Here is a 23,805-nt window from a genome sequence, read left to right on the forward strand (position 1 = left end):
GCGCGTCGAGGGTGTACGCGGGAACCGGAAAAGCCCCGGCCGCCAGGACCGTTGATTCATGGTCCTGGCGGCCGGACGCCTTCAGCGCTCTCTACTCATGGACGACACTCGACGATCGCCGCGCTGACCATGGCTGGTGTGGTGGTCGGCGGCCGTTCACTCAACCCCGCCCGGCACACCGTCGGTCCAGTGCGAGGTATCCGTGTTCTTGGGCACGTCGCCGGTGGGACCTGTCGTGCTCTCCGCCCAATGCCGCGCCGCGCTTACCGGTGCCCGTACGGTGGACACCGGCTTTCGGTCCGCCGAGCGACGGTCCCGCGTGCCGTACGTGTCGTCCGCGCGCCACCTGCGTCGAAGGCGCAGTCCCAGATAGCCCGCAGCCGTCAGCGCCACCGCGATCACAACTGTGACCAGGACAGGATGCCGCCCGGACCGGGACGCCTCGGCTGTCGCCGTGCCACCGTTCTCCGTCGCGGGTGTGCCCGCTCCCGGCTTCACCTGCGCCACCGCCCGGCCCGGGTTGATCATTCCCCAGCCGAACGTACGGTCGGGCGGTGAACCATCGCCGATCCGGTCCGCCGTCACCCGCATGCGTTGGGTCACCTCAGCGGCGGTGAGAGCGGGATCGGCGGCTCGGATGAGCGCGGCCTCTCCGGCGGCGAAGGCCACGGCGAGGTAGGAACCGGGTCCGGCCCGCCCGTCGTCGCCCGCCACACCCAGGCTGGTGACGTTCACGCCGGGTGCCACGGCGTCGACGCTACCTTCGCGGTAGGAGTCCGCGACGCGCATGTCAGCGCTGACCCCGCCCATCCGCACCACACCCGGTCCGGCGGGAGGAAGGCCCGCCTTGCCGTTCGGCGCACCCAATATCACGACGGCGTTCCGCTCGACCGCGAGCTTGACGGCCGCCGCCACCTCGGGCGCGGCGGTGTTCACGCTGGCACCCAAAGCGATGACGCTCGCACCGGCCGTTACCGCATGGGCGATCGCCTCGGCCTGGACGGCCGGGCCCACGGTGGCGCCCTCGGTCGACACCCGAATCGGGAGGACCGATGCGTCGGGAGCGACTCCCGTCAACTCGCTGCCGGGTGTCTCGTGGGCCACGACCAACGCGGCCATGGAGGTGCCGGTGCCGAGGCAGTCGATGTCACCGGCGCCGTGGCCATCCGACATGTTCCGTCCCGGGAGCACCCGGCCCTTGAGCTGTGGAAGATTTCCGTTGACGCCGGAGTCGACGATCGCCACGACCTGGCCCGCGCCTCGGCTGCGTGGCCAGGCCCGGTCGGCGGCGAGGCGCGACGCCGCCCAGTCCCGTCGCGTGCTGGGCATGACCTCGGAGCATGTCGTCGCCGGTGACGGGGAGTTCGCGGGTGCCGCCGACCCGCTCGGGCGGGCACCGGCATCCGGTGTGCCCGTCGCGGGCTCTCCCGTCGTGCCGCTCGGCTGGTTTGCGGCAGGCGTGTCGCTCGGTTGGTGCGAGCCGGGGGGACCGCTCGGCTGGCTCGGCGCTGCTGGGCCGCTCGGCTGGCTCGGGAGCGTCGTTGGTGTGTGATCAGGGAGTTCCCCGTACCGGATGTCTGCACCGATCGCATCCCAGGGCATCACCAGGGACCAGCCGGCGGTCAGCCGCTGCGGATCGGACAACGCGCCGCCGCCCGGTTGTCTGCGGCCGACATTGAGGTTGAAGATCTCCGTCGAGCGGGCGTCGGTGCCCAGGAAACGCGTGGCGATCTCGGTCAGGTTCTCCGGTGCGCCCGCGTAAGCCGAGGTCACCACGTAGTACTTGACGTAATCGACGGTTGTCGCACGTGCCTGTGCCGCATCCGGCCCGAGCGGCACCGCGGCCACCGCGATGAGGCACCAGACGACGCCGCGCGCCGCCCGGGGTGTCGTAGGCCCGCGATCTCGAACACCCGGGTGGCCGGTCATCGCGTCAACTCGGCTTCCTCGATGTAGCCTTGCGCGATCAGCGCGTCGCGGAGCGCGCGGAGCGCGTAGAACGCTCGCGATTTGACCGTGCCGAGCGGAATTCTCAGGATCTCCGCTGCCTCGGCGGTGGAGCGTCCCATGTAGTAGATCTCGACCAACGTGGTACGCAGTCGCTCTGGTAAAGTCGCCAGGGCCTTGCGTACCTCGCTCGACTCGAAGTCGCGGCAGAATTCTTCCTCTATGTCGCCGCCAACGACCTTGAGGTCTTCGTCGGTGTACTCCACCGGTCGGATCTGCGCCGCACGGATGTTGTCAATGGTGACCCGTCGAGCGACCGTGAACAGCCAGGAGCGGTTCCAGTGCCCCTCCTTGTTGCGGGCCTCGAGATGTCGCCACGCCCGCATCATGGTCTCTTGCACGATGTCCTCGGCCCAGTAGCTGTCACCGTTGGTGAGCCGACCCACGTACGCGAGTAATACCGGCCGGTCCACCAACTGCAAGTGGCGAACGGCCGTAGCCTCGTTCGCCACCACTGAATCCCTCGGACAGGCGCCCCGCCAATCGGACAGGCGAGCACTGGACTTTCTTCGGCTTTCGACGACTTCGGCTAACTCGTCAACCGTACCCATGTGTTGCTTCCCCCCAGGGTTCCTGTACGCCTAGCGCGGCTTCCAGGCCCCCGGCGCCCACCCGCCCGGTGCCCGACGAGCCGCACCTTCAGCTCGCCGAACCAGTCAAATACCGGCAAGTGGACATCTACTTGAGGAATGCACTACTCCGATCCAGAGTGGTTCTTCCAGCCTCTTCGAACGGTGAGTGCGGGCGTCAGCGGCTCGGGCTCATGGCGGCGTCCGTGTCGGTGATCACCGTCTCCCACCGCGACCGCAAGTGCTGCATGGCGATCGGCGCTCCCGTGTCGATTTTCAAGAGGCAGGTGCCCTGTGGCAACGCCATCAGGTCGTCGACCAGGTGCGAAGGCAGCGAGTACAGTTCGACGCACCGACGCGCGTCCGCCTCGCGGCCCTGGGCGTACAGATATACGGTTCCCGACTCCTGAAGCATGCTGATCGCGGGCGAGTCCGGCGGAATATCGGACACGTGGTGCAGGGCCACGACGTTGGCCAGGCCGATGCCCCGGGAAAGTTTGCTGTTGCGTTGAAAGATCTTCGCCCCGACGCCCTCGGCCAGGTGCCAGCCCTCTTCCGCCACGAAGGTGGTCTGCCAACCGCGCTCGTGCCGCAGGAGGTTCGTCAACCAGGTGTTCAGTACCGTCATCACCAGGGGAATCGCGGGCCCGTCGGCAGGAAGCTGGGAGAGGTCGAACGAGGTCAGCCGCTCCGAAAGCGTCACGTCCTTCGACGTCGGACCGTCGAAGAGTCCGGCCAGGTCGTCCCCGAGCAGTCGTTCGAGGTCGAACCGCATCGTCAGTGCCGCGTCCGCCCAGCTCTGCCGAGCACCCGGGGTGTCGAGCCCGCCGAACGTGTCGGCCGGTGGGGGCTCACCGAGCGCCCGTACCACGTCCTCGAGCACCGGCGTCCGGCCGTCCGCCTCGGCCACCCGCAGGGCGCGGAGATGCGCGGCCCGGAGTGCGGCCCCCTGCCAGGAGTCGACCGGCCGCCCCGAAGCCGTCTGCACCACGGCGCGGAGCAGTTGCAGTTGCCCCGCCAGGTGCGTCGACGAGGCGGCCGACACGTTGATCACCGGGTCGAGCAGATTGAGCCGGCTGCCGGCGCCGCCCAACTCGAAGCGGATGGGCTTGCCGCCGAGCTGGCGGCAGATTTCGCTGAACTCGCCCTCGCCACCCTGATCCTTGCGATCAGCCACGACCGCGCGACGTTTGCCGAAGGTCAGCTGCCGCACCACGAACACGGTCTTCAGCAGACTCGACTTGCCCTTGCCGAGATCGCCGAGCACGACGACATTCGGCGAGGAGACAATCTTCTTCTCGTACGCCGTGAAGGGATCGTGGTAGACCGGCTGCCCGGTGGTCAGGTCGATGCCGTTCACCAGCCCTTCCACCCGCGTCGGTGGGGCGGAGATAGCCGTGCACAGAACCTCGGCCTGTCGGGTGGTACTCGGGATGCCCGCCGTGCGCGGAGCGTAGAGCCCGAGCCGCCCGAGCAACGACGAACGCCGCCAACGCCAGGCCCGAGGTGGAAGATCGGTCGTCACGTGCTGGTCTCCATCCCTCTCCACACCGGCCAGGTAGCGGGCATGCCCTCGTCGTGACGGCAGGTGAGCCAATCGAGCTGGGCGATGCCACACTCGTCGGCGGCATCGCCGATCCGGGTAGCCGCCCGCATCACCTCGGCCTGACTCGGCGCGCTGACCGCGACCCAGCCAGCCCAGCGGGCGCCATGGATTCCCGAGCCCGGTTGCAGGTCGGCGAGCCGCTGGGCCGAGGCCGACATCTGGACCGCCTGACTGCCGTCGTCCACCGCGCCGCGCCGCGCGCTCTCCTCGTTCTGCCCCAGGTCCAACGTCAGATCCTGCCGGGCCTGTCGACGTGCCAGCGCCGCCGGTTCGACGGCCACGCTCAGGCTGATCGTGCGGTGCACGGGCGCGGTCATGCCGTACAGCAGCGGCGCGATCCAACGCGTGCCGACCGGCTCGGCCGTCACCGCCGAACGCGGAATCGCCGCCACCCGGTGCCACCAGCGGTCGTCGACAACGGCCGCGTGTCGCTCCGCCCGCTGGGCACGTAGCCACGTGGTGGGGGAGACGTCGACCGTCTGGTCCAGGGGAAAATCGGGGTTCTGCAGGTGCCGGAACAGTGCTGCCAGGTGGTGAGCGGAGAGAATTCGCGGATTGAGCAGGCCGGCGTACGCGGCAAGGGAGGCGACCCAGCGCGCCTGGACGATCGCCAGGCGGGCCATGCCCTCCTCGCCCGGCCCGGACGCGGCGGCCTCCTTCGCGTACCCGGCCGTCAACGGCAGCCGGATCGCCAGATAATGCCGTACCATCTCGGCCGCTCCGGCGGTCATCTGGACGAGTTCGGCGTAGGAGCTGAGCAGTGGTTCCGGGGCATCCGGGTCAACATGGCTGGCCGCCCACTGCTCGTGCGCGGCCGAGTCGAGCGGCATGATGCGGGTCACCGACTGGATCCCGCTTATCAATCCGTTCTCCCGGGCCAGGCGGCCGAGGAGGCGCCCGTACGCGGCTGCGGCCTGGTCGTAGTCGCGGTCGGTGCGTAACCCCGGCGCCTGCCCGTCCACCTCGATGGCCACCGAGAGGTACGCCGGCTCGCCGGGCGGATGGTGCAGCAGGACGGTCCCGTCCTGGCCAGCGACGCTCAGCCACGCGACACCCTCCAGCCCGGGCGCCTCCGTGCGGATCGACCGAGCCCAGGCACGGACCTCGCGCCGTTGCCGCCGGTTGCCCGGAGCGGCGACCGGCTGAGCCAGGTGCAGCGGCAGCAGCGTGGTTTCGCCTCGTCCCTGCCGGATCTGCCACCGCACCGCCAGCGCGAGATCGCGCCCCGGCGACCGCCCGGTGACCGGGTTCTGCCGGGTGAGTGTGATCAACGCGGTGAACAGCAGCAGCGCTGACCCGATCCCGACCAAGCCGCCGACGATCACCGCGAAGAGCAGGGCCATCGCGAGGCCGCAGCCGAGGATCAGATTGCCCGCCCGGCTCCGGGAGCCGCCGAAGAGTGTCCGGCGGCGTAGCTCGCCACCCAGGCGGGACGTACGAATCTCGGTCACCGCGGCTCCCCGTGACGTACGAGTACGGGTGTGGCCGGCGGCGCGTTGTCGATGGCCTGTTCGCCGAAGGCCGCCAGCGAAGTGGCATCCACCGCCTGCTCGCGGCCCGCGGGCCCGTCGTCCCGGCCCCTGTCCCGCGCGGTGGCGTCGTGCCTCGTCACGCCGGGACGAAACACCGCCGCTCGTGACCTCTCCGGCTGTGCGGCGGGAGCCGTCGGTGCCACCCCCACGCTGGCCTGCCGCGCGACGTAGCCGTGCATCCGACGGTAAGACAACTGCATCATGGTCGAACTGCCACCAGACGCCCCGACCGAGTCGGCGCGGCGCCCCCTGGCCGACCGATCACTTCGCGGCTGCGGGAGCGTGGCCCTCACCAGGGACCAGGGCGCGAGGCCCACGAAGAGCAGGGCCAGCGCGCCCAGCAGCGCGGGCATCAGGAGTTCCCAGCCCTGCGCGTCGGCCTCGACCGACGGGCCGCTGATCCGGGCAAACGCGCCGATCAGGAAGAACAGCAGCGGCTTGGCGAGTAGCAGCCCGAGCCAGGTCGACGGCAACCGCGCGGCGCGGCCACGCGTCGCCGGATCGATCATCGCGACAAAGGCGATCGCCATGACGGCACCCGTCAGGTACAGCACCAGGGTCTGCATGACCAGCCCGCCGACCAGTCCGCCCACCCCGACGAAGGCGACGGCCATGATCAATAGGGCGACGATCGGGCCGCCGGGAAGCTCGCCCGGGTCGTCGATGACGACCATGGACGCCAACCGGTCCGGCAGCGAGCCCAGATCACTACCGAAGTACGTGACGATGCTCTCGGTCGCGGCGTCGATCAGTTGCACGGTGAGCTGTCCCAGAGCCGGCCCGAAGAGAACGAGCATCATCGCGCCCGGCGCCCACCCCCACAACGAGTGCGCCAGTGCCTGCCCGCTCATCTCGCCCGCCGAGGTGCGGTAGAACAGCCGCGCGAGAGTGACGACGAGGACAAACATGGCAATGCCCGAACCCGCCGCGTACGTCGACAGGAACTGACTGGAGGCGATGTCCGGTGACGTGATGCCCGACAGCTCGGCGAGGGTGGTGCCCAGGAAGGAGGAGAGACTCCGCGCGAAGAACGCGGTCGCGTCGGTCATCGCGGCGTCGAACGAGGGCGTGCCCACGCCCACGACGGACGCGGCCGTCGACATCCCGAGGTTCACCGTCGGGCCTCGGCATAGGTGTGCCAGCCCGATCCGTACGGACCCAACGCACGCGCGCGGCTCTCCGAGGACGGCCGTTGCGCTCCCGGGTCCGGACCGTCGCTGAGGGCGAGGTCCGAGGTGAGCCGCCAGTCCTGGCTGTTCGTGTCCCAGCGCAGGGTGATTCCGGCGCGCATCCACCGGGCGGCGACACTCGGCTGGACGCCGGCCTCGAGCACGGCGAGCTGGTACGGGTACCAGATCTGCACGGTCGCGGTGTCCGGGGTGCTCGCCAGCACGCGATAGGCACCGAGTTCGGGTCGGACGACCGCGGCCACGTACCCGAACTGTGGCGTACCGGTCGGTGGAAGGCCGAGCGCGACGAGGCGGGCCGCGATGCGCTCCGAGGCGGCGGTCGCGAACCGCTGATCGCCGATCGCCGACAGCACGGCGAGTCGCCGTGTCACGTCGAACACCCCGCTGCCCTCGATCACGGTCAACCATGCCGTGCTCGCGGCGACGGCGCCGCCGGTGGAGTGGGCGAAGCCCAGCGGTACGCCCGCTGGACCGGACCGGGTCGAACCGGAACCGGCCGCGACGTCGCCGACGGGTACGAAGGTCGGCTCGGGGTGGTCGATTCCCACCGGTGCGGAGTCCACGCGCGACGTGGCAGCCGGCGACCCGTGCCCGGGATGCTGGGCCGGGCGGAGAACAAACAGCAATGTCGCCAGCCCGGCGGTGACGAGGCAGACAGAGATCGTGGTGAAGGTACGCACGCGTCAGCCAACCACCGTGATGATCGCGCCGACGATCACCGGAAGTCCGACCAGGCCCGCCAAGGCGGCCGCGCGTATCTTCACGTCACCGGTCGCGTCGGTGACCAGGTGGGCGTTGCCGAGCCGCTTGGCCTGCGCCATGGAGAGGAAGGCGGCGGCGAGGTAGAAGACCGAGGCGGCGATGAGAAGAGCCCAGACGGCGCCCGCAACCCGGATCCAGGTCTGCCCGAATGCCGGACCGAGGATTCCCAGGTCCGGAGTCACCCCCTCCAACGGGTTGGTGATCTTGTCGCGGGTGAGATTCTGAAACATCTTCCGTTTCCTTGGACGATTGATCAGTCGGTGTGTGAGGCCCGCACCACGGCGGCGGCCAGTTCGAGGTAGGCACCCTGGGCCGGGGCGCCGAGTTCGTCGTACGCGACCGTCTCGCCGCCGCGCAGTGACTCGTCGAACGGGATGACCACGACGTCGCGTACGTATGGGCGGTAACGCTCGGCAATTCGCTCGACGGTGTCGGAACCGGTATCCGGATCGGTGCAACAGATCACGGCGATCGCCGATCGGGCCGCCGAGGAGAGGTTCAGGGGCGCGAGGTACTTGAGCGTCCGGAGCCCGGCGTCGACGCCTTCGGGGCGAAGGGTGGTCGGAACCACCAGGTGGTCCGCGATGCTCGAGGCGGCTCGCCAGCCCGGCGCGGTCACGTCGTTCCCCGTGTCCAGCAGGAGTACGTCGTAGTCCTGCGCCAGACGTCTGCTCAGCGAAACGTAGCTCTTCGAGCTGGTGAGCCGGGCAGCGAGCAGGTCATCGGCCGAGAGGACGTCGAAGTCGGCGTCCGGCGGGTCCGCCGACCCGCCCCGGGTCCGGTGCGTCCCGCTCAGGTCCCAGGCCAGCACGGGCACCTTTCGCAGCCGCCCGAACGTGGCCGCCAACGTGAGCGAGACCACGGTCTTTCCGGTGCCACTCTGCGGATTCGTCACCATGATCTGCGGGCCGCCGTGAAGTGGACGGCGTACCTCGGACCGGAGCGTCCCAATATTGGCTGACGGAGCGGGCGGGACAATCCGCGTCGGAATGTCGCGGCCAATCGTCGACAACGGGGTTGTTTGGCCGTCGGGCACGGGAGGCCCGGACGGTGGCGGCACAGGCGTGGCAGTGGATGCGGGTCCCGGTGGTGGGATTCCGTAGTGCCGGGCACGCTGCGCATTGGGGAAGAGCTCCGCCGTACGTCGTCTCATATCGCTCCTCCTGGGCCCGCGCGGACCGAGCACACGGTCGCCTCGATAGAGCAACGGCGCCCGGCCGTTCGCGGTTCACGACGGCGAAAGCGCCCGCACCAAGGACTTCCCGGCATGCCGCACACGCGGTGTACAGTCCACGAACTGTGGCATCACCAATGACCAAAACGCCCGTGGTCCACGCGCTGTGGGTGCGAGCATGAAGCGCGGTGCAATGCTGGTCGTGGGCGCGGTAATCACCGTGCTCGCCCCGGTCGTTCTCATCGCCGTCATGCAAACCGCCGCCCCCGCCGTCACGGTAGGCGCGGCGGATTGCCTCACGCCGGAAGGCACGCCCTGGGACCTGGATCCCGAACAGCGGGCGAATGCACAACTGATTATCGACGTGGGCCGGGAACGGGCGATACCCTCTCGTGGCTGGGCGATCGCCATCGCCACGGCCGCGCAGGAAAGCGCCTTGCACGCGCACCCCGATCCCGACGCGTTCGGCTCCTCGGGCATCTTCCAACAGACACCACCGGCATGGGGCACCCGGGCACAGGTCAACGATGCGCGCCACGCGGTCGGGTCGTTCTACGCGGCACTGGTGGAAGTGGGCGGCTGGCGGACCCTGGAGCTCACGGTCGTCGCGCAGACCGTGCAGCGAAGCGCCTTTCCCGACGCCTACCGGAAACACACCGCCACGGCGATCAGCGCCGTACGTGAACTGGGCGGCGAGGAACTCGACTGTGCCAACGTGTCCCTCACCACCGGCACCGTGGACCCCGCGCCGCGCAACCCGGACGGATCCTGGCCTCCCGAAGCCTGCGGCGTACGCCCCGACCCGACCACCGGCCGAGGGTGCGTGACCCCCAGGACCGACCACATGGTCAGGGCCGCCCGAGCCGCGGGTTATCCGGAGCCAGGCTGCTGGCGCGTCGACGACCACGGCGAGCATCCCAGGGGGCGAGCCTGCGATTTCATGGTGACATCAGGTGGGGAGGCGCGTGACGCCCAGCGAGCTCAGGGAGACATGCTCGCGAGTTGGGCGATCTCGAACGCCGACCGCCTGGGCGTCATGTACGTCATCTGGTTCCGTCGCATCTGGACTCCGGGCCAGGGCTGGCAGGCGTACAACAATCCGTTCGGCGGCAACGACCCGTCCGGTTGGCACACCAACCACGTCCACATCTCTGTCTACTGAATCAGCCGGCCTCGGCGACCACCGGGGCGTTCGAAGCAGCATCCGACCCCGAGTGGTCCACAGCTCGGTTTCCAGAAGTTGTCAACTGGCCGCCGCCATGATCTGGCCGCCGGGTGTCTCCTCGAGGAACGGGTGCGATGGCTACTCCAGGAAGCGGTACCTACCGGGTTCTAGCTCGGGTGGGCATGCACACCAAGGCGTACGAGGCCCAGTGTGCCGCCGAGCAAGGCCGACACCCGGCCGCCGCACCACCCACTCCCCGGAAGGGACTGACCCTCCTCGCGCTCGCCCTGGGCACCTTCGCCATCGGCACCGGCGAGTTCGCCAGCAGTGGCGTGATTCAGCTCCTCGCGTCCGGCATGGACGTCTCCGTACCGGTCGCGGCGTACGCGATAACCGGCGATGCGCTCGGTGCCGTCACCGGCTTGCTCGCGACAACGCTGCGCGCGGCCCGAGCCAGCCGGCGTACCGTGCTGCTCGGCGCGATCGGGCTGTTCCTGATCGGCAACGTGCTCTCCGCCCTGGCCCCGAACATCGCGGTGCTCATCGTCTCCCGGTTCGTCACGGGCAGTGTGCAAGGCGCCTTCATCGGCGCCGGTGCGGGTGTCGCGGCGTACGTCTACGGTCCTGGCGAGGGCGGAAGGGCGTTCGGCACGGTGATGAGCGGTCTCACCGTCGCCACTGTCATCGGGGCGCCGCTCGGGACCCTTGTCGGCCAGCACGCCGGATGGCGGGTCACCTACTGGGCGGTGGTCGTCGTGGGCCTGCTGGCCGGTGCGGCGCTGCTGGCGTGGCTCCCGCGTACCGACGACCTTCGCGTTGGCCGCGTGGCGCCTGAACTCGGCCCCCTGCGCCGGCTCGACGTCCGGCTGATGGTCGGGGTCGCCGCGCTCGGCTCCGCCAGCCTCTTTGCCGTCTACACGTTCATCGGACCGCTCGTCACCGACGCGGCGGGCGCGAGCGCCTCGTTGATCCCCGTAGCCCTCGCCGTCTTCGGTCTCGGCATGGCCTTCGGCAACTACCACGGTGGCCCTGCCGCCGACCGGTACGGCAACCGTCCCATGATCTTCGGGTACAGCAACGCCCTGGTGCATCTCGTGGCGATCGGCCTCACCGGCAGCAACATCCTCATCCTCCTGCCGGCACTGTTCGGTGTCGGCGCGAGCTTGATGTACGCCCTACCCACCGCCCAGGTGCTGCTGACCAGGCTCGGTCCCGACGCGCCCAGCCTGATGGGCGCCCTCAACCTGGTTGCCCTCGATCTCGCCAGCTCACTCGGCGCGACCGGTGGCGCTGTTGTGCTCGGGCTCGGTTGGGGGACTCTGTCAACCGTGTGGGCGGGCTCGGTCCTGACCGCCGCGGGGCTGATCCTCTACGGCGCCGTGGCGGCCAGGACGAAGCGAGCCGACACGGTGCGGCCCGGTCCGCTGCATTGCGAACCGGGCCGCTTCCGGAGACGTGGTCGGACCATTACGTACCGTCGGGGATTTCGGTGACGCATGGGAATCCGACCCGCGCTCTCCTTGGTTTCGAACAGTAGGCCGGGCGAGTGTAGGAACACTGGAATGCCACTTGACCGGTGGCCTTTTTGTGCCCCCGTGATTTGGCACCTGTGGGTAGCCGGAGGCGAGGAGGACCACCCGGTGAACCCTGGTCGCAGCTTCGCCGTTGTCTGTGACGAGAGTGTCCGAGCCGGGGCGATGCGTACGCCGGACCGGAAGCGTTCGGTAATGCCCGCGTTGAGGATCGTGAGAGGTGCGCGTATGAGTGGGAACCGGCTTACCTTCGTCCCCAGAACCCGGTCCATGAGCTGTCTGTACCTCCTCGCCGGGCTGCTCCTGGTGGTGTCGACCGGGTATCAGTTGGCGAGCGACGGTGTGGCGGTCGTGCCGGTGGTAGGGCTCCTGGCCGCGCTGGCGATGATCGTCGTGGCCGCCATCGGACTGGTGGCGCCGCCACGGGAACGCTGAGCTGAACCGCGCCCACCACGCCGCCCGACCACACGCGTGCGCGGATCACGTCCTCAGTCGGCCAAGCGGACGTATGAGTTGGTTGTGGTCGCCTCGATTTCCCATCGTGTGTCGAACGCCGACACGTTTGTCATCCGGATCCGTCCGATCTCGGGCGGGATCTTGGGGTCGAGGGTGAGTTGACGGTTCCTGGGCTCCGTGCCGAGCATGGTGCGGATGAAGAGAATGGGAGCCGCGCTGGCCCAGGCTTGTGGATTGCACGCGGTCGGGTAGGGGACGGGGGCGCGCCCGAACGATCGGTCGTAGCCGGAGAACGCCTCGGGCAGCCGATACGCGGAGGACCGCGACGCTTCGAGCATGGCCAGGATGATCCGGTTGGCTTCCTCGCGGAATCCGTACCGGGCCAGACCGTGGGCGATGAGTGAGTTGTCGTGCGGCCAGACGGTGCCCCGGTGGTAGCCGATGGGGTTGTACGCGCGGTCGTCGGTGGAAGTGGTGCGGACGCCCCAGCCGGAGAAGAGGTGGTCGGACATGAGGTGGCCGGCGACGACGGCGGCCCGCTCGGCGGGAACGATGCCGCTCCAGAGAAGCTGGCCCATGTTGGACGTCATGGTGTCGATCCGCCGGCTGTCGCCGTCGAGCCCGAGGGCGTAGTACCCGCCCCGGTCGTCGATCCAGAAGTCGTGGTTGAACCTGGCGCGTAGCTCCGCGGCTTCGGTCCGGAGTCGCTGGGCGAGTGTGGGGTCGTCGAGCGGACCGTCGGCCAGCTCCGCGAGGCGAAGCTTGGCGTCGTAGGTGTAGCCCTGGATCTCGCAGGTGGCAATGGGGAGGACCGGCATGGCACCACTCGAGAACAGGATCCCGTCCCAGGAGTCGCGCCAGCATTGGTTGCCGAGTCCCTGCGACGAACGGGTGGCGTAGTCGACGTAGCCGTCGTTGTTCCGGTCACCGTGTTCGTCGATCCAGCGCAGGGCGGCGTACGCGTTGTCGCGGAGATTCCGTACGAACTGGTCGTCGCCGGTCCAGCGCCAGTACTCGGAGAGCAGGATCAGCCAGAGTTGGGTGGCGTCGGCCGTGCCGTAGTAGGGGTTGTGGGGTTTGAGGCCGAGCTGAGTCAGCTCGCCGGAGCGGTATTCGTGCAGGATCTTGCCGGGTTCCTGGTCGGTGAAGTCGTCGAAGACGGTGGACTGGTACTTGGCCAGGGCGAGTAGCGCGCCTCGCGCCAGGTCCGGTCCGCCACCCATGGTCTGGTACGCGGTGATCAGTGTGTCCCGGCCGAAGAGGGTGAGGAACCATGGCAGCCCGGCCGACAGCAGTACGAGGGTCTCGTGCTTCAGCCGGATCTCCGCCCGCAGTGCCGTCAGGTCCAGGGTCGACTTGTGGTACACCTCGCCGAGCAGGGCAGAGTCGGTCTGCAAGGCGGGTTTGACGTTCTGCCATCGGGCGAGGAAGTCGTCCTGGTCGATGTCGAAGGCCTCGCCGAAGTTTCGCCTTTCCGCCGCGACATCTGTCTGGTCGTAGCGGAGGGGGACCCGCAGGTCGCATCTCCATTCCTGGTTGGGCGCGAGGTGCAGTTCCCACACCAGTGCGTCACCGTCCACCTGATCGGCCGGTGGTTCCGTCAGGACCAGCGTACGGGCCTCGAAGGTGTCGTTGCGGTAGGTGAAGTCGAGCTGCGACCCGTCCGGAGCGTGTGACCGGGTGATTTGGTGGGAGCGATCCCGAACCACATCCTTGATCTCGAACAGGTCCGCGAAATCGGTGCCCACCGCCAGCCGGAGCTGGATCGAGACCGGTTCCCCGGCGAACGACTGGAGTTCGATGCGTTCGTGCAGGCCACTGCCGATGAATCGTTGTCGGCGGACCCCGATGGTGTTGGCCTGGAGACCGGGAAGCTCGGGATTGGTCAGGAAGAACGCGGCCGAGTAGTCCTCGACCTTACCCGAGCGCAGGACGAGCAGCGGCGCCCCGGAGACCGTAACCTCCCATCGGTTCAGGAAGCGGGTGTCGTCGTGCACCAGCCCTCCGATCGAGCCGGCGGGTATGTCCCCTGCGGCGTTGGAGGACATGAAGGTGCGGCTTTCGAGTACGTCAACCGCGTCCGGCCCCAGCTCCGGGGGCAGGTTTCGGCCTGTCTCAGCCGGTACGTCACCGGCACGCGCCACCAGAGGCATCGGATTGGCCGGGGTCGGCCGAGGAGCCTCCTTCGCCACAGCACACCTCGCGACCGGGTAAGGGTGATCGGGACAGTGGGTAGGTCGCTACTCACCGTAACCTTACCGGGGTGGCGTGAGTGCTCGAACCGCCTCGCCGTGCTCTGGTCGGTGCGGTCGGCAGGGGCGCGGCGACGCGCGAAGGGGATTGGACCGGTGTGGTCCGGCATCGGGCGGGACCACACCGGTCGAGCGGAACAGGCGGTCAGAGCGCCGGCGGTGCCTCGCTCGCGGAGATGTCCTCACGGCCGGCTCGGACGAGAAGGAGGACGATGCCCGCTGCCAGGGCGGTCACCGCCGCGCCCACCCAGAACGTCACCCCGTAGCCGTGGACCGTGGCCACCCCCTGAAGTTCGCGCATCTGATCGGCGTCGGTGGCTTCGCCGCCGTGGTCGGTCAGGTAACGGGTGACGGCGGCGGTGAAGATGGTGCTCAGCAGCGCCGTTCCGAGTGAGGCGCCGATCTGCTGGCTGGTGTTGACCAAGGCGCTCGCCACGCCGGCATCGTGGTTGCCGACACCGACGAGAGCCATGTTGGACATCAGCGCGAACGTGACGCCCATGCCGAAGCTGATGACGAGCTGGGCCGGCAGGACGTGCGTCCAGAAGCCGCTGGCGACCCGGAGCAGCGTGAGCAGCGCGATGCCGACGGCGGTCACCAGGAGGCCGCCGCTGATCAGGAAGCGCGGTCCGACGCGGCTCTGCATCTGGGTCGCGAAGGTGGCACCGGCGGCGATGAAGACGGTGAACGGCAGGAACGCGACGCCGGTCATCAGAGCCGAGTAACCGAGGGTGAGCTGCATGTAGAGCGCGAGGAAGAGGAAGACACCGAGGGTGCCGGCACCGATCAACAGGGCCGCGACGTACGCTCCGGCGCGGTTGCGGTCGAGGATGACCCGCATCGGGAGCAGTGGGTGCGCACTGCGCGACTCGACCGCCACGAACGCGACCAGCAACAGGACGGCCCCGGCCAGCCAGCCGATGGTGACCGGCGACAGCCAGCCGTCCTCGCCTGCCCTCGTGAAGCCGTACACCAGCGCGACGAGACCGGCCGTGGAGGTCAGGGCGCCGGGCAGGTCGTAGCGGGTGTTGCCCTCGGCACGGCTTTCGGGGATGAGCCGGCCGGCGGCGATCGCCGCGACGATCGCGATCGGGGTGCCGATCAGCAGCGTCCAGCGCCACGAGGCGTATTGGGTCAGGATGCCTCCGAGGAGCAGGCCCAGCGCGCTACCCCCACCAAGGATGGCGCCCCAGATGCCGAATGCGCGCGCCCGCTCCTTCGCCTCGGTGAAGGTGACCGAGAGCAGGGCGAGTGCCGCGGGCGCCATGAGCGCACCGAATGCGCCCTGCAGCGCGCGGGCGGCGAAGAGCGTGATGGCGTTGGTCGCCAGGCCGCCGAGCGCGGACGCGGCGGCAAAACCGATCAGGCCGACGATGAGGGCCCGCCTGCGCCCGGTGAAGTCGGCGATGCGACCGCCCAGGAGCAGGAAGCCGCCGAACGTCAGGGTGTACGCGGTGAGCAGCCACTGCCGGTCGGTGTCGGTGATGTGCAGGTCGGCCTGGGCGGTGGGCAGGGCGATGCTGACGATCGTGGCGTCCAGCACGAGCAGTAGCTGAGCCAGCCCGATGACGGCCAGCGTCAGCCAGCGGCGCGACCGCCCGGAATCTCGTGAAATATCCGGCGATGTTGCGACGTCAGAGGTCTCGATGTACACGGAGCATCTCCTTTTGGGCACACAAGGGTGCACCCAGGTCGTCGACCTGGGTGTTGCTGGGCGGAAGCGGGGTCTAGGGCCGGGGCTCGCGGGTCAGCAGCGGCAGGATTATGTCGTCGACGAGGTGATCGATGAAGGCTTCGTCCACGGGCTCGCCGAGGGCGAACCGGCGCATGAAGACCAGGGCGGGGACGATTTCGTCGATCAGCCGAGCGTCGTAGCCGGGGGTCAGTTCGCCCCGTGCCAGCGCCCGTTCGCAGATGATCTCCGCGAGCGGAACCCTGGACTCGCGCATCTGACGCATCTGTACGGCGAACTCGCTGTCGTGCTGCAGGGCCGTGGCCACGCCGGCCAGGAGCGGACCCTCCTCGCTGATGATGATCCTGGTGATGTCCCAGAACCAGGCCACCAGGTCGCCGTGGAGTGTCCCGGTGTCGGGCAGGGGCCCGTCGGCGGCCTTGCACGCGCGAACAGCGTCGGTGACCAGCTCGGCCTTGGTCGGCCAGTGTCGGTAGAGGGTTGCCTTGCTGGCGTGGGCGCGAGCGGCCACCGCGTCCATCCGAAGCCCTTCGAAGCCTGTCTCGGCGAGCAACTCGTAGGTGGCGCGGAGGATCGCCTGCTCCCGCTCGCTGCCAAGCCGCCTGGCACGCTCAACCGCCTCGACCATGTGACTCCCATCAAACGAAACGAAACCGTTTCGTACAGTACGGCATTGCCGGCCTCCTCGCCATCTCGGCGCGCCGACGCCGTCCAGGTGGGCCGCAGGGGCCACGGAACGGTTGGCCGTGGCGTGACCCGTTCGAACGGCGACGGTCGTGGTGGACCGCCTGCCAGCGGTTTTGTCGGTGAGAAGACGGCGGCACCCGGGTCATCCGCAGGCTCCACTGAGGACGACGGGCCGGTGACGCCCGCTGGTAAAATCGCCGCGCGCCGATCCGCTCTGCGCGCAGGGCAGGCCCGTGGGCCTTGGTTGGTGGGATGACGGCAGCCGGAGACCGCCAGGGAGAGGACTCGTCCGATGATCCCTGGCCGAGGACGTGGGCTATCCGGCGCCGCCGTGCCATCACCGATGGCCGAGAACGCAAGGAGCAAGGGGTGTTGGGCGACCTCCCGGACGCTTCGGTGGACGAGACGGAGAACGAGGACGCGAGCCGCCGGGGCAGGAAGGCGACACCGCCGAACCCGGACCGTGGCCCGGTCGCGGCGTTCGCCCGCGAACTGTGGGATCTCAAGCGCCGTGCCGGCGACCCGTCGTACGCCGCTATGCGTACCAGGCTCGGCGCCGCGGTCTCACGGTCGTCCCTCTCCGCGGCGACTCGCGGAACCGCACTCCCGAGCTGGGAGACGACCTGGGAGTTCGTCCGGGTCCTGGCCGTCGACACGCTCGGCGCCGACCTGGAGGACACCAGACGCGAATGGTGGGCTCGCTGGAAGGCCGCCGGTGCCGTCGAACCAGACGGCGTCGGCGAACCTCCCGAGCCGTCGTCCGAGCCTCCCCAGACGTCCGAACCTCCTCGGGCGCCCGAGCCTCCCCAGGCGCCCGTAGCGCGCGGGGCGCCCGAGGCGGGCTCCGCAGTCCGGCAGGCGGAGACCTCTCCCAGACCCGTTATCCGGCTGACTTTCACCCAGTTGATCGCGGCCGTCGTCGTGGCCCTGGTCGCGATCGCCAGCGTCGGACTGGTGGTCGGTTGGTCCTTCGCGCCGTCTGCCGAGCCGGTACCGGAGTCGACGGTCGACAACGCTCACCTCGACGACGCCGCCTTCGAGGGCGACATCACCATCCCGGACGGCACCGTGGTGGCTCCTTCCCAGGTGTTCACGAAGGTGTGGCAGCTTCGCAACACCGGGCACGTCCGGTGGGAAGGCCGTTACCTGACCCGGATGAACACCACCGAGTGCTCGGCGCCCGCCATGGTGCCCATTCCGACCACTGATCCTGGCGAGTCGGTGCGGATCACGGTGCAGGTCACGGCAAGCCCCACACCTGCCCACTGCAAGATCTACTGGAAGGCGACCGACGCCTCGCGGCGGCTGCTCTTCCCTGACAAGAATCCGATCTTCCTCGACGTGACCGTCCAGGAGAGATAATTCGCGCCGAGGAGCCGTACGAGATGGGCAGCGAAGCCCCGTGAGGAGTCGTCGGACTCCTTCACCCGGCGGAGCTTCGCTGCCCTTTGATCCCGACCCGGGCCGACCAGGGCACGTCAACTCACGGGCCCAACCGTCCGGGGGTCTGGTGTGCCGTACCGATCAGTCGCCGTGAGGGTTCTGCATCGAGACGTGCACGTGGTCGTAGTGACCACCGGTCACGCCGGACCCGGCGGTGTACGTGCGCCAGCCCTCGGACGAGCGGGCGACGCTCCAGATCATGCCGTCCCAGATGACGTACCGGACGTCCAGCTCGGTGGCGTACTTCTGTAGCCAGCGGGCCAACTTCCAGCCCTGCGCCTCCTGCGCGGCGTTGGGGTAGGAGCCGATCGCGTTCGAGATCGTGCAGTCCAGGGCGTTACCGGTGTTGTGGTTGCTCGTCGAGGGCTCGTAGCTGCGGTAGTCGCCCACCCAGCAGTGGGTTTCGCCCGTCAGGTTCGCGATCTGGTTGTCGACGAATTGGGTGCGCTCGGTCGCGCTGGGCGCCCGGCTGGTCGCCGACGGGTACGGGTTGGACGGCGGTACCGGGTACGGACCCGGGTCGTCGCCGCCCCCACCGCCACCGCCGCCACCACTGCTTCCGCCGATCCGGTGGGAGGCGTTCTCGTTCTTGATGCCCGCGTTGAGGTTGACCTTGCCGCCCGCCGCGATCGTCTGGCTGGCGCCACCGTACCCGCTGTTGTAGAACACGGTCACCGACTGGCTGGTGCGGTTCCACACCGACGCGGCGTTGTTCTTCACGCACAGGCCCTGGCCGTTGCCCGCGCCCTTGAACTCGTAGCAGGTCGGCTGGCTGTCGCCGTAGTTCGAGACCGACGTCGAGAAGTCGGAGACCGAGCCCTCGTGGTTGCTGTTGTAGTACAGGCAGAACTCGTCGTCGTGGCACACGCCGTCACGATCGGCCGACGGGGAGCCGAACCGGTGGGAGGCGTTCTCGTTCTTGATGCCCGCGTTGAGGTTGACCTTGCCGCCCGCCCCGATCGTCTGGCTGGCGCCGCCGTACCCGCTGTTGAAGAACACCGTGACCGACCTGTCGGTGCGGTTCCACGCCGCTGCCGCGTTGTTCTTCACGCACAGGCCCTGACCGTTGCCGGCGCTCTTGAAGTCGTAGCAGGTCGGCTGGCTGTCGCCGTAGTCAGAGATCGATGTCGCGAAGTCCGACACCGAGCCCTGGTGGTTGCTGTTGTAGTACAGGCAGAACTCGCCCGTCTCACAAACCCCGTCACGAGCCGTCGCCGCGTAGGCGGGGACCGTGCCGAAGAATGCGCTGATCAGCGCACCTATCAGCGCCACGAAAGCGAATCTCTTTAACACTGCGCGCCCTTCCTGATCTGCGCGGAATCCGGTGATGAAGGCACCGACCGCCTCTTCGGAGAGACGATTCCGCCCCGGAATCCCACACGTCGGGGGAGCCCGGTCTCGGCAGGAGGGACACTAGCGGCGAGTTTCGGCCAACCCCACGATGCAATGACCAAACATTCGCTTTGGTCATTTGGCCAAACGTTTCCGCAGGTGCGGGCAGGTCGGTGCGTGCGGGGGAGGGGTCACTGGTCCAGCCCGGTATCGCGGACCAGCTATCCGCTCCCGGGTCGGCGGCCCCGTCCGAACCGGGCCTCCAGCCGATCACCCCACTGGACAAGCACCGCCAGCGCGCCCCCGGCCGTCGCCACCGACAGCCCGAACGGAATGCCGGCGGTCGAGTTGAAGAAGAAGACCGAGTCGTCGGTGACCCCGTTCGAGGTGACGAACTCGGCCGGTTTTGCCGGATCCACCCGCAGCACCACTTCGCGCGGTGGGGTCCGGTCGCAGCCGAATGAGCCGGCGCAGAGGATCCGCTTGCTGTACGGCTCACCCCGGTAGGTGTAGTGCACCTGGACGGTGTCCGTACCGCCACCGCGCCCGGTGGTGTCCCGCCGTTCGGTGACCACCGCGTTGACCGGCACCCCCTCGGCCCGCAGCCGCTCGGCCTTCGAGGAGAGGTGCCACTTGTAGCCGCCGGTGATGCCGGCCCAGGTCAGCCCGAACACCACCGCGACCAGCCCGATGATTGCGGCGTGTCGCCGGCCGCGCTCCTGCTCCGCGGCGTCGCGCTCGGCCGCCCGCCGCCTCCGCTTCCACTTGCGCTGTCCCACGGTCGCCGCCCCTCTGGCCCGAATCAGGCCGGAGGTTAGTACCGGGCCGCAAGCGAGCCAGGCCGGCTACTCGACGAGTAGTTCGACGAGTGTGTCGTCAGCCTGGGCCAGGAGCGACGGGCCGGACAGCGGTGTTGTCAGGATCCGGCGGCAGTGGTCAAGCTCGACGTAGACCTCACCGCCGCTGTTGTTGCCGGCCCGCAGCACGGCGAACCGGTCCGCGGCGCCGGAGCATTCCCGTGCCGGTGGCATCGACAGCAACGTCCGCACGACATCCTCGCGTCGCTGCTCTGGAAGGAGCAGACCGTATTCGAATGTGCCGAAGACGTCTGGTGCGCCCTGTCGACTGACCGGCACCCCGAACACGCACAGGCGTAGGGGCGTCGTGGACTCGAACGGAAGCGATACCGGGCCCGGACGGACACGACTTCCCGGGTCGCCGGTTCCGATCGCCACCATGTCCTTCCAATCCTGGTTGCAGCCGGAGATGGCGGCCCCCGATGACGTGATTTCCCGTACGACTTTCTCGCTGACCGTGGTCAGCCGCAGGGCACGCACAGCGGTTTCCGCCTCGGCGCGTACCTTGCCGCAGCCGGTTGTCGGCAGGCCCGGCCGGACCCAGCGTCCCTGGGCGTCGAGCAGGAGCAGGTTCGGTACCCAGGGCATGGCCAGGGGGCACATGTCGGGAACAGCAGTCTCGTCGGGTAGCCGTAGCGCGGCGAGCAGCGAGGTCAGATCGGTCGTACGGCCTTCGCTGAGGACCAGGTCCTCACCCTGGTCAGCGCGTCGCTTCGGTTCGAGTTGACAGTGGACGGCGACCGTGGCCGCGAACCCGGTGCCGAGGAGCGGGAGGATGAGCGCATCCGACGGTGGCTCGCCGACCGTCATCGGGGCGTCGGTCTCGCAGGAGGTCCACGTCGCGTTGACGGCTGGCGTACCGCTCGGCCTTGTCTGTGGCAGTGCCCGTGAGTCGTCGGCGGCTGGCCCGGCGACCTCGCCCTGGCCTTCGCAGGCGGTCAGCGCTGCCAGGGCCGCGAGTACGACGAGCCCCTTGATGATCACGCGCATGTCGCTCCTCTCTCGGCGTGCGGTCCGGCCTCTTTCGTACGTCTGGTCAACGAGTGCCGCAGCATCAGGTGGTGTCCGGGCCTGTTGGTCGGGTGGTGTCACGAGATGGTCCGGGCTGTGATAGTTCACACGTTGGACAGTCCAGCTTTTGGACTAATCTGACCCGTGTTGGACCACACAGCAGTCGGATCGCACAGCAGGAGGCGTCATGAGCGGGTACGAGTCCGCCCAGTCCACCGAACCAACCATCGCGGCGGCCGTCGCCGAGTTCGAAGCGGCCTGGGGCGACCCGCGTACGACATCGGTGGAACTGCCGCCGGTTGACGTCAACCGGACGCTCGCCGAGCAGTACGAGGCCACCCCACAGACTCGGATGACCGGTACCCAGGTGTGGGACATGGAGGTGCGGAAGGCGTGGGACCCGCTCACCTACATCCCGTACGTGGCCAGCGAGGGCGAGTCGTGGGCGGCCACCGACCTGCCGGACGGCCGGCGCCACCTGCGCTCCTCGATCCAGAGGGCGTGGCTGAGCGACGAGCGGGGCCGGGTCCTCGAGGACGTGTTCACCGACTCCGCCGCCCGACGGGTCATCTTCCTGGGCCGGGACCGGATCACCGGTCCGCGCGGCGAGACCCTGCGTGCCGATCCGTACCAGCCGCTGTTCCACGTCGAGCACGGCGTGAGCGGCACCGAGGACGAGCCGCTCAACACCTGGCGGATCGTCATGCTGACCGAGTCGGCCGATCCGCGCTACGCGGACGCGTTCGCGAAGGCCGCCGCGGCCGGTGGACTGCCCGGCTTCCTCGAGATCTACCTGGGCCATGACCTCGGCGTCAGGCTGCGGCGACGCTGACCCGGGGCGCCACGCCGGCCCGGTGCCGTGGCGGAGAGAGGGGCCGAGGTCGGTGGGAACACCTGTCTCGGCCACTCGGCGTTGCCGCTGACGCTCGGGTGCGGTTAGCACGGGTGGACACGGCCCCACGGGTGGTGCCCCTGGAGCCGTCTCCGTCGTCGTCCGCAGCCTTCGATCGGCCCCGGGAGTTCAGACCGAGGTTCCCTCCTCGGCGCTGACGAGCGCGTCGATCGCGTCGAAGAATGCCGCAATCCCGGGCAGGTTGGCGCCCTTGGCCCTCGACGCGGCGAAGTCCTCGGGCGTCTCCCAGAGCACGATGTCCAGCCACTCGTTGTTCGGCAGTCGTACGAGACGCGCCTCGACGAAGCCGGCACGGTCGGCCTGGAACTCGGCCACCATTCGGGGTCGGGCCTTCAGCAGGTCGTCCTCGCGGGTGGGGTCGACCCGGAAGCGGGTGAGTTCGACGGTGGTCACAACAACCTCCAGTGCGTGATCTTGCGAGCTGAGTCCGACAATCGGGTCGTCCGAGGTCGGACTACTGTGATGAGGGGTTACCGGGTCCGTACGTTGACGTGCTTCGCGGGTGCGGGTCTACCGGTCGAGCCGTGCGCGCAGCATGGGTGCGACCTCCTCGCCGAAGCGGCGGATCTGCCTCTCGTCGGCCGTTTCCGGCCAGAGGACAAACGTGGTGAACGGCTGTTCGGTAGCGAGCCGTTCCAGCACCTCCACCCAGCCGTTGACGTCGGCCCGGATCGGTGCGGCGCCGACGAGTTCGGGACGACGCTGCGGGTGGTCGGTGATCGTGCCCACGATCTGGGCGACCCGCGTCACCGACGCGGGCGACCGGCCGGACTCCTGTGCCGCCCGATCGATGGTCGCGTTGGCCGGCGCCCACCGCTCGTACGGCAGGTAGGACGGGATCGGCGCGGCCCAGCCGTCGGCGAGCCGCCCGGTGAGCCGGAAGCTGTGCGGCCCCTGGGCCCCGACCCAGACGGGTACCGCCGGTCCGTGGCCGGCCAGCCCGGACACCGAGGCGAATTCACCGTCGCGGGTCACCTCGCGCCCGGTCTCCCACAGCTCCCGCATCAACTCGACCGCCTCGGCCAGCGCCCGGAGCCCTTCGGCGGGGGTGCGCCGGGGCACCCCCATCGACGTGATCGCGTCCCAGTAACCGCCCGCGCCAAGACCGAGCACGAACCGGCCCTCGGAGACGCGCGCGAGCGAGGACGCCGTCAGGGCGAGCATCGCCGGTGGTCGCAGCGGCAGGTTTGTCACGTCGGGAAACACGCTGATGGTGTGGGTACGGGCGAGCAACTGCCCGATGAACACGAAGGCGTCGACGTACCTCGAGACGTACGGGTGGTCCTGCACCCCGATCAGGTCCAGACCGGCGAGCTCGGCCGCCGCGGCGAGCCGGAAACCGTGCTCGACGTCGGACGTCGGGGCGAGTGAGACTCCGAATTGGATGGTCATGACTCCGCCAGGGTGTGGGTGCGGCTCTGTTCGGTGGAGCGCGACAGCGACGCGCCGGTCGCGGGAAGGGACGTGTCCGTCGCGGAGAGGGACGTGTCCGTCGCGCTGAGGAGGGGGCGGGGCCGCCGTCCGAGGGGCGAGGCGGCCTCGGCCACCTCGATCGGCGACTCGGGAACGATCACGTCCGACGTTCCCGTACCGGTCGTCGCGGGCGTGGTCGAGCAGTGGCGAA

The 23,805-nt window shown here is 69.1% G+C and carries 22 protein-coding genes; 6 read left to right on the forward strand and 16 right to left on the reverse strand.

The annotated features are described in order from the left end of the window. Nucleotides 1–156: 156 nt before the first annotated feature. Entirely contained in the window at nt 157–1,329 is a 1,173-nt protein-coding gene (locus ACI2K4_RS00570) for a S8 family serine peptidase (protein ID WP_404507658.1), read from the reverse strand. Between ACI2K4_RS00570 and ACI2K4_RS00575 the strand changes: the two genes are divergently transcribed. Continuing rightward, a complete protein-coding gene (locus ACI2K4_RS00575; RefSeq protein ID WP_404507659.1) occupies nt 1,328–1,552 on the forward strand; it encodes a hypothetical protein in 225 nt (74 codons plus the stop codon). The genes ACI2K4_RS00570 and ACI2K4_RS00575 overlap by 2 nt on opposite strands. Before the next feature lie 373 nt (nt 1,553–1,925). On the opposite strand, the gene ACI2K4_RS00580 is transcribed toward ACI2K4_RS00575, so the two are convergent. From ACI2K4_RS00580 to ACI2K4_RS00610, 7 genes are all read right to left on the reverse strand, one after another. Continuing rightward, nucleotides 1,926–2,459, reverse strand: coding sequence for a sigma-70 family RNA polymerase sigma factor (locus ACI2K4_RS00580; protein ID WP_404507660.1), 534 nt, complete (start codon nt 2,457–2,459; stop codon nt 1,926–1,928). A 295-nt stretch (nt 2,460–2,754) separates the two neighbouring features. Beyond that, the gene (locus ACI2K4_RS00585; protein ID WP_404507661.1) at nt 2,755–4,101 is read right to left on the reverse strand and encodes a hypothetical protein; all 1,347 of its coding nucleotides are present in this window, start codon (nt 4,099–4,101) and stop codon (nt 2,755–2,757) included. Continuing rightward, nucleotides 4,098–5,633, reverse strand: coding sequence for an SCO6880 family protein (locus ACI2K4_RS00590; RefSeq protein ID WP_404507663.1), 1,536 nt, complete (start codon nt 5,631–5,633; stop codon nt 4,098–4,100). Before ACI2K4_RS00590 ends, ACI2K4_RS00585 begins: the two co-directional genes overlap by 4 nt. Continuing rightward, nucleotides 5,630–6,817 carry a hypothetical protein gene (locus tag ACI2K4_RS00595; RefSeq protein WP_404507664.1) on the reverse strand — a complete coding sequence of 396 codons (1,188 nt, stop codon included), beginning with the start codon at nt 6,815–6,817 and terminating at the stop codon, nt 5,630–5,632. The genes ACI2K4_RS00590 and ACI2K4_RS00595 overlap by 4 nt, the downstream gene beginning before the upstream one ends. 8 nt (nt 6,818–6,825) lie before the next feature. Beyond that, the gene (locus ACI2K4_RS00600) at nt 6,826–7,467 is read right to left on the reverse strand and encodes a hypothetical protein (RefSeq protein ID WP_404507665.1); all 642 of its coding nucleotides are present in this window, start codon (nt 7,465–7,467) and stop codon (nt 6,826–6,828) included. 120 nt (nt 7,468–7,587) lie between these two features. Next, nucleotides 7,588–7,896, reverse strand: a complete 309-nt coding sequence (locus ACI2K4_RS00605) for a hypothetical protein (protein WP_404507666.1) — start codon at nt 7,894–7,896, stop codon at nt 7,588–7,590. Between the two features lie 23 nt (nt 7,897–7,919). Continuing rightward, nucleotides 7,920–8,564 carry a MinD/ParA family protein gene (locus tag ACI2K4_RS00610; protein WP_404507668.1) on the reverse strand — a complete coding sequence of 215 codons (645 nt, stop codon included), beginning with the start codon at nt 8,562–8,564 and terminating at the stop codon, nt 7,920–7,922. 454 nt (nt 8,565–9,018) lie between these two features. Between ACI2K4_RS00610 and ACI2K4_RS00615 the strand changes: the two genes are divergently transcribed. The 3 genes from ACI2K4_RS00615 to ACI2K4_RS00625 all read left to right on the forward strand — a co-directional run bounded on the left by ACI2K4_RS00615 (nt 9,019) and on the right by ACI2K4_RS00625 (nt 11,972). After that, nucleotides 9,019–10,002 (forward strand): hypothetical protein, encoded by a 984-nt coding sequence (locus tag ACI2K4_RS00615; protein ID WP_404507669.1) that lies wholly within the window; start codon nt 9,019–9,021, stop codon nt 10,000–10,002. Nucleotides 10,003–10,139: 137 nt separating this feature from the next. Then, entirely contained in the window at nt 10,140–11,498 is a 1,359-nt protein-coding gene (locus ACI2K4_RS00620) for an MFS transporter (protein WP_404507670.1), read from the forward strand. A gap of 309 nt (nt 11,499–11,807) precedes the next feature. Beyond that, a complete protein-coding gene (locus ACI2K4_RS00625; RefSeq protein ID WP_404507671.1) occupies nt 11,808–11,972 on the forward strand; it encodes a hypothetical protein in 165 nt (54 codons plus the stop codon). 53 nt (nt 11,973–12,025) lie between these two features. Here ACI2K4_RS00625 and ACI2K4_RS00630 read toward each other — a convergent pair whose 3' ends face one another. From ACI2K4_RS00630 to ACI2K4_RS00640, 3 genes are all read right to left on the reverse strand, one after another. After that, nucleotides 12,026–14,146, reverse strand: a complete 2,121-nt coding sequence (locus ACI2K4_RS00630; RefSeq protein ID WP_404507672.1) for a glycogen debranching N-terminal domain-containing protein — start codon at nt 14,144–14,146, stop codon at nt 12,026–12,028. Nucleotides 14,147–14,390: 244 nt separating this feature from the next. Further along, complete coding sequence (locus ACI2K4_RS00635) at nt 14,391–15,899, reverse strand: MFS transporter (protein WP_404507673.1); 1,509 nt, start codon at nt 15,897–15,899, stop codon at nt 14,391–14,393. 73 nt (nt 15,900–15,972) lie between these two features. Beyond that, nucleotides 15,973–16,566 carry a TetR/AcrR family transcriptional regulator gene (locus ACI2K4_RS00640; protein ID WP_404507674.1) on the reverse strand — a complete coding sequence of 198 codons (594 nt, stop codon included), beginning with the start codon at nt 16,564–16,566 and terminating at the stop codon, nt 15,973–15,975. A 428-nt stretch (nt 16,567–16,994) separates the two neighbouring features. On the opposite strand from ACI2K4_RS00640, the gene ACI2K4_RS00645 reads away from it, so the two are divergent. Beyond that, on the forward strand, nt 16,995–17,987 hold the full coding sequence (locus ACI2K4_RS00645) for an NBR1-Ig-like domain-containing protein (RefSeq protein WP_404507675.1): 993 nt from the start codon (nt 16,995–16,997) through the stop codon (nt 17,985–17,987). Nucleotides 17,988–18,149: 162 nt separating this feature from the next. Here ACI2K4_RS00645 and ACI2K4_RS00650 read toward each other — a convergent pair whose 3' ends face one another. From ACI2K4_RS00650 to ACI2K4_RS00660, 3 genes are all read right to left on the reverse strand, one after another. Next, on the reverse strand, nt 18,150–19,340 hold the full coding sequence (locus tag ACI2K4_RS00650) for a peptidase inhibitor family I36 protein (protein ID WP_404507676.1): 1,191 nt from the start codon (nt 19,338–19,340) through the stop codon (nt 18,150–18,152). Nucleotides 19,341–19,621: 281 nt separating this feature from the next. Continuing rightward, nucleotides 19,622–20,179 carry a DUF3592 domain-containing protein gene (locus ACI2K4_RS00655; RefSeq protein ID WP_404507677.1) on the reverse strand — a complete coding sequence of 186 codons (558 nt, stop codon included), beginning with the start codon at nt 20,177–20,179 and terminating at the stop codon, nt 19,622–19,624. A 66-nt stretch (nt 20,180–20,245) separates the two neighbouring features. After that, nucleotides 20,246–21,247: a hypothetical protein gene (locus tag ACI2K4_RS00660; RefSeq protein ID WP_404507679.1), complete on the reverse strand. Its 1,002-nt coding sequence runs from the start codon at nt 21,245–21,247 to the stop codon at nt 20,246–20,248. Nucleotides 21,248–21,455: 208 nt separating this feature from the next. On the opposite strand from ACI2K4_RS00660, the gene ACI2K4_RS00665 reads away from it, so the two are divergent. Then, nucleotides 21,456–22,100 (forward strand): hypothetical protein, encoded by a 645-nt coding sequence (locus tag ACI2K4_RS00665; protein WP_404507680.1) that lies wholly within the window; start codon nt 21,456–21,458, stop codon nt 22,098–22,100. 189 nt (nt 22,101–22,289) lie between these two features. Here ACI2K4_RS00665 and ACI2K4_RS00670 read toward each other — a convergent pair whose 3' ends face one another. Both ACI2K4_RS00670 and ACI2K4_RS00675 read right to left on the reverse strand, forming a co-directional pair. Beyond that, nucleotides 22,290–22,574: an antibiotic biosynthesis monooxygenase gene (locus tag ACI2K4_RS00670; RefSeq protein WP_404507681.1), complete on the reverse strand. Its 285-nt coding sequence runs from the start codon at nt 22,572–22,574 to the stop codon at nt 22,290–22,292. A gap of 117 nt (nt 22,575–22,691) precedes the next feature. Further along, nucleotides 22,692–23,573: an LLM class flavin-dependent oxidoreductase gene (locus ACI2K4_RS00675; protein WP_404507683.1), complete on the reverse strand. Its 882-nt coding sequence runs from the start codon at nt 23,571–23,573 to the stop codon at nt 22,692–22,694. Nucleotides 23,574–23,805: the final 232 nt, after the last annotated feature.

It is taken from the genome of Micromonospora sp. NPDC050397 (assembly GCF_044901685.1).
Classification (GTDB): domain Bacteria; phylum Actinomycetota; class Actinomycetes; order Mycobacteriales; family Micromonosporaceae; genus Micromonospora_G.

Bases quoted from the DNA above. Each gene is read 5' to 3' on its own strand.
- ACI2K4_RS00605 (WP_404507666.1), bottom strand. From the start codon at position 7,896: ATGTTTCAGAATCTCACCCGCGACAAGATCACCAACCCGTTGGAGGGG.
- ACI2K4_RS00595 (WP_404507664.1), bottom strand. From the start codon at position 6,817: ATGTCGACGGCCGCGTCCGTCGTGGGCGTGGGCACGCCCTCGTTCGAC.
- ACI2K4_RS00620 (WP_404507670.1), top strand. From the start codon at position 10,140: ATGGCTACTCCAGGAAGCGGTACCTACCGGGTTCTAGCTCGGGTGGGC.
- ACI2K4_RS00675 (WP_404507683.1), bottom strand. From the start codon at position 23,573: ATGACCATCCAATTCGGAGTCTCACTCGCCCCGACGTCCGACGTCGAG.
- ACI2K4_RS00640 (WP_404507674.1), bottom strand. From the start codon at position 16,566: ATGGTCGAGGCGGTTGAGCGTGCCAGGCGGCTTGGCAGCGAGCGGGAG.
- ACI2K4_RS00610 (WP_404507668.1), bottom strand. From the start codon at position 8,564: ATGGTGACGAATCCGCAGAGTGGCACCGGAAAGACCGTGGTCTCGCTC.
- ACI2K4_RS00615 (WP_404507669.1), top strand. From the start codon at position 9,019: ATGAAGCGCGGTGCAATGCTGGTCGTGGGCGCGGTAATCACCGTGCTC.
- ACI2K4_RS00660 (WP_404507679.1), bottom strand. From the start codon at position 21,247: ATGCGCGTGATCATCAAGGGGCTCGTCGTACTCGCGGCCCTGGCAGCG.
- ACI2K4_RS00665 (WP_404507680.1), top strand. From the start codon at position 21,456: ATGAGCGGGTACGAGTCCGCCCAGTCCACCGAACCAACCATCGCGGCG.
- ACI2K4_RS00575 (WP_404507659.1), top strand. From the start codon at position 1,328: ATGACCTCGGAGCATGTCGTCGCCGGTGACGGGGAGTTCGCGGGTGCC.
- ACI2K4_RS00630 (WP_404507672.1), bottom strand. From the start codon at position 14,146: ATGCCTCTGGTGGCGCGTGCCGGTGACGTACCGGCTGAGACAGGCCGA.
- ACI2K4_RS00570 (WP_404507658.1), bottom strand. From the start codon at position 1,329: ATGCCCAGCACGCGACGGGACTGGGCGGCGTCGCGCCTCGCCGCCGAC.
- ACI2K4_RS00625 (WP_404507671.1), top strand. From the start codon at position 11,808: ATGAGCTGTCTGTACCTCCTCGCCGGGCTGCTCCTGGTGGTGTCGACC.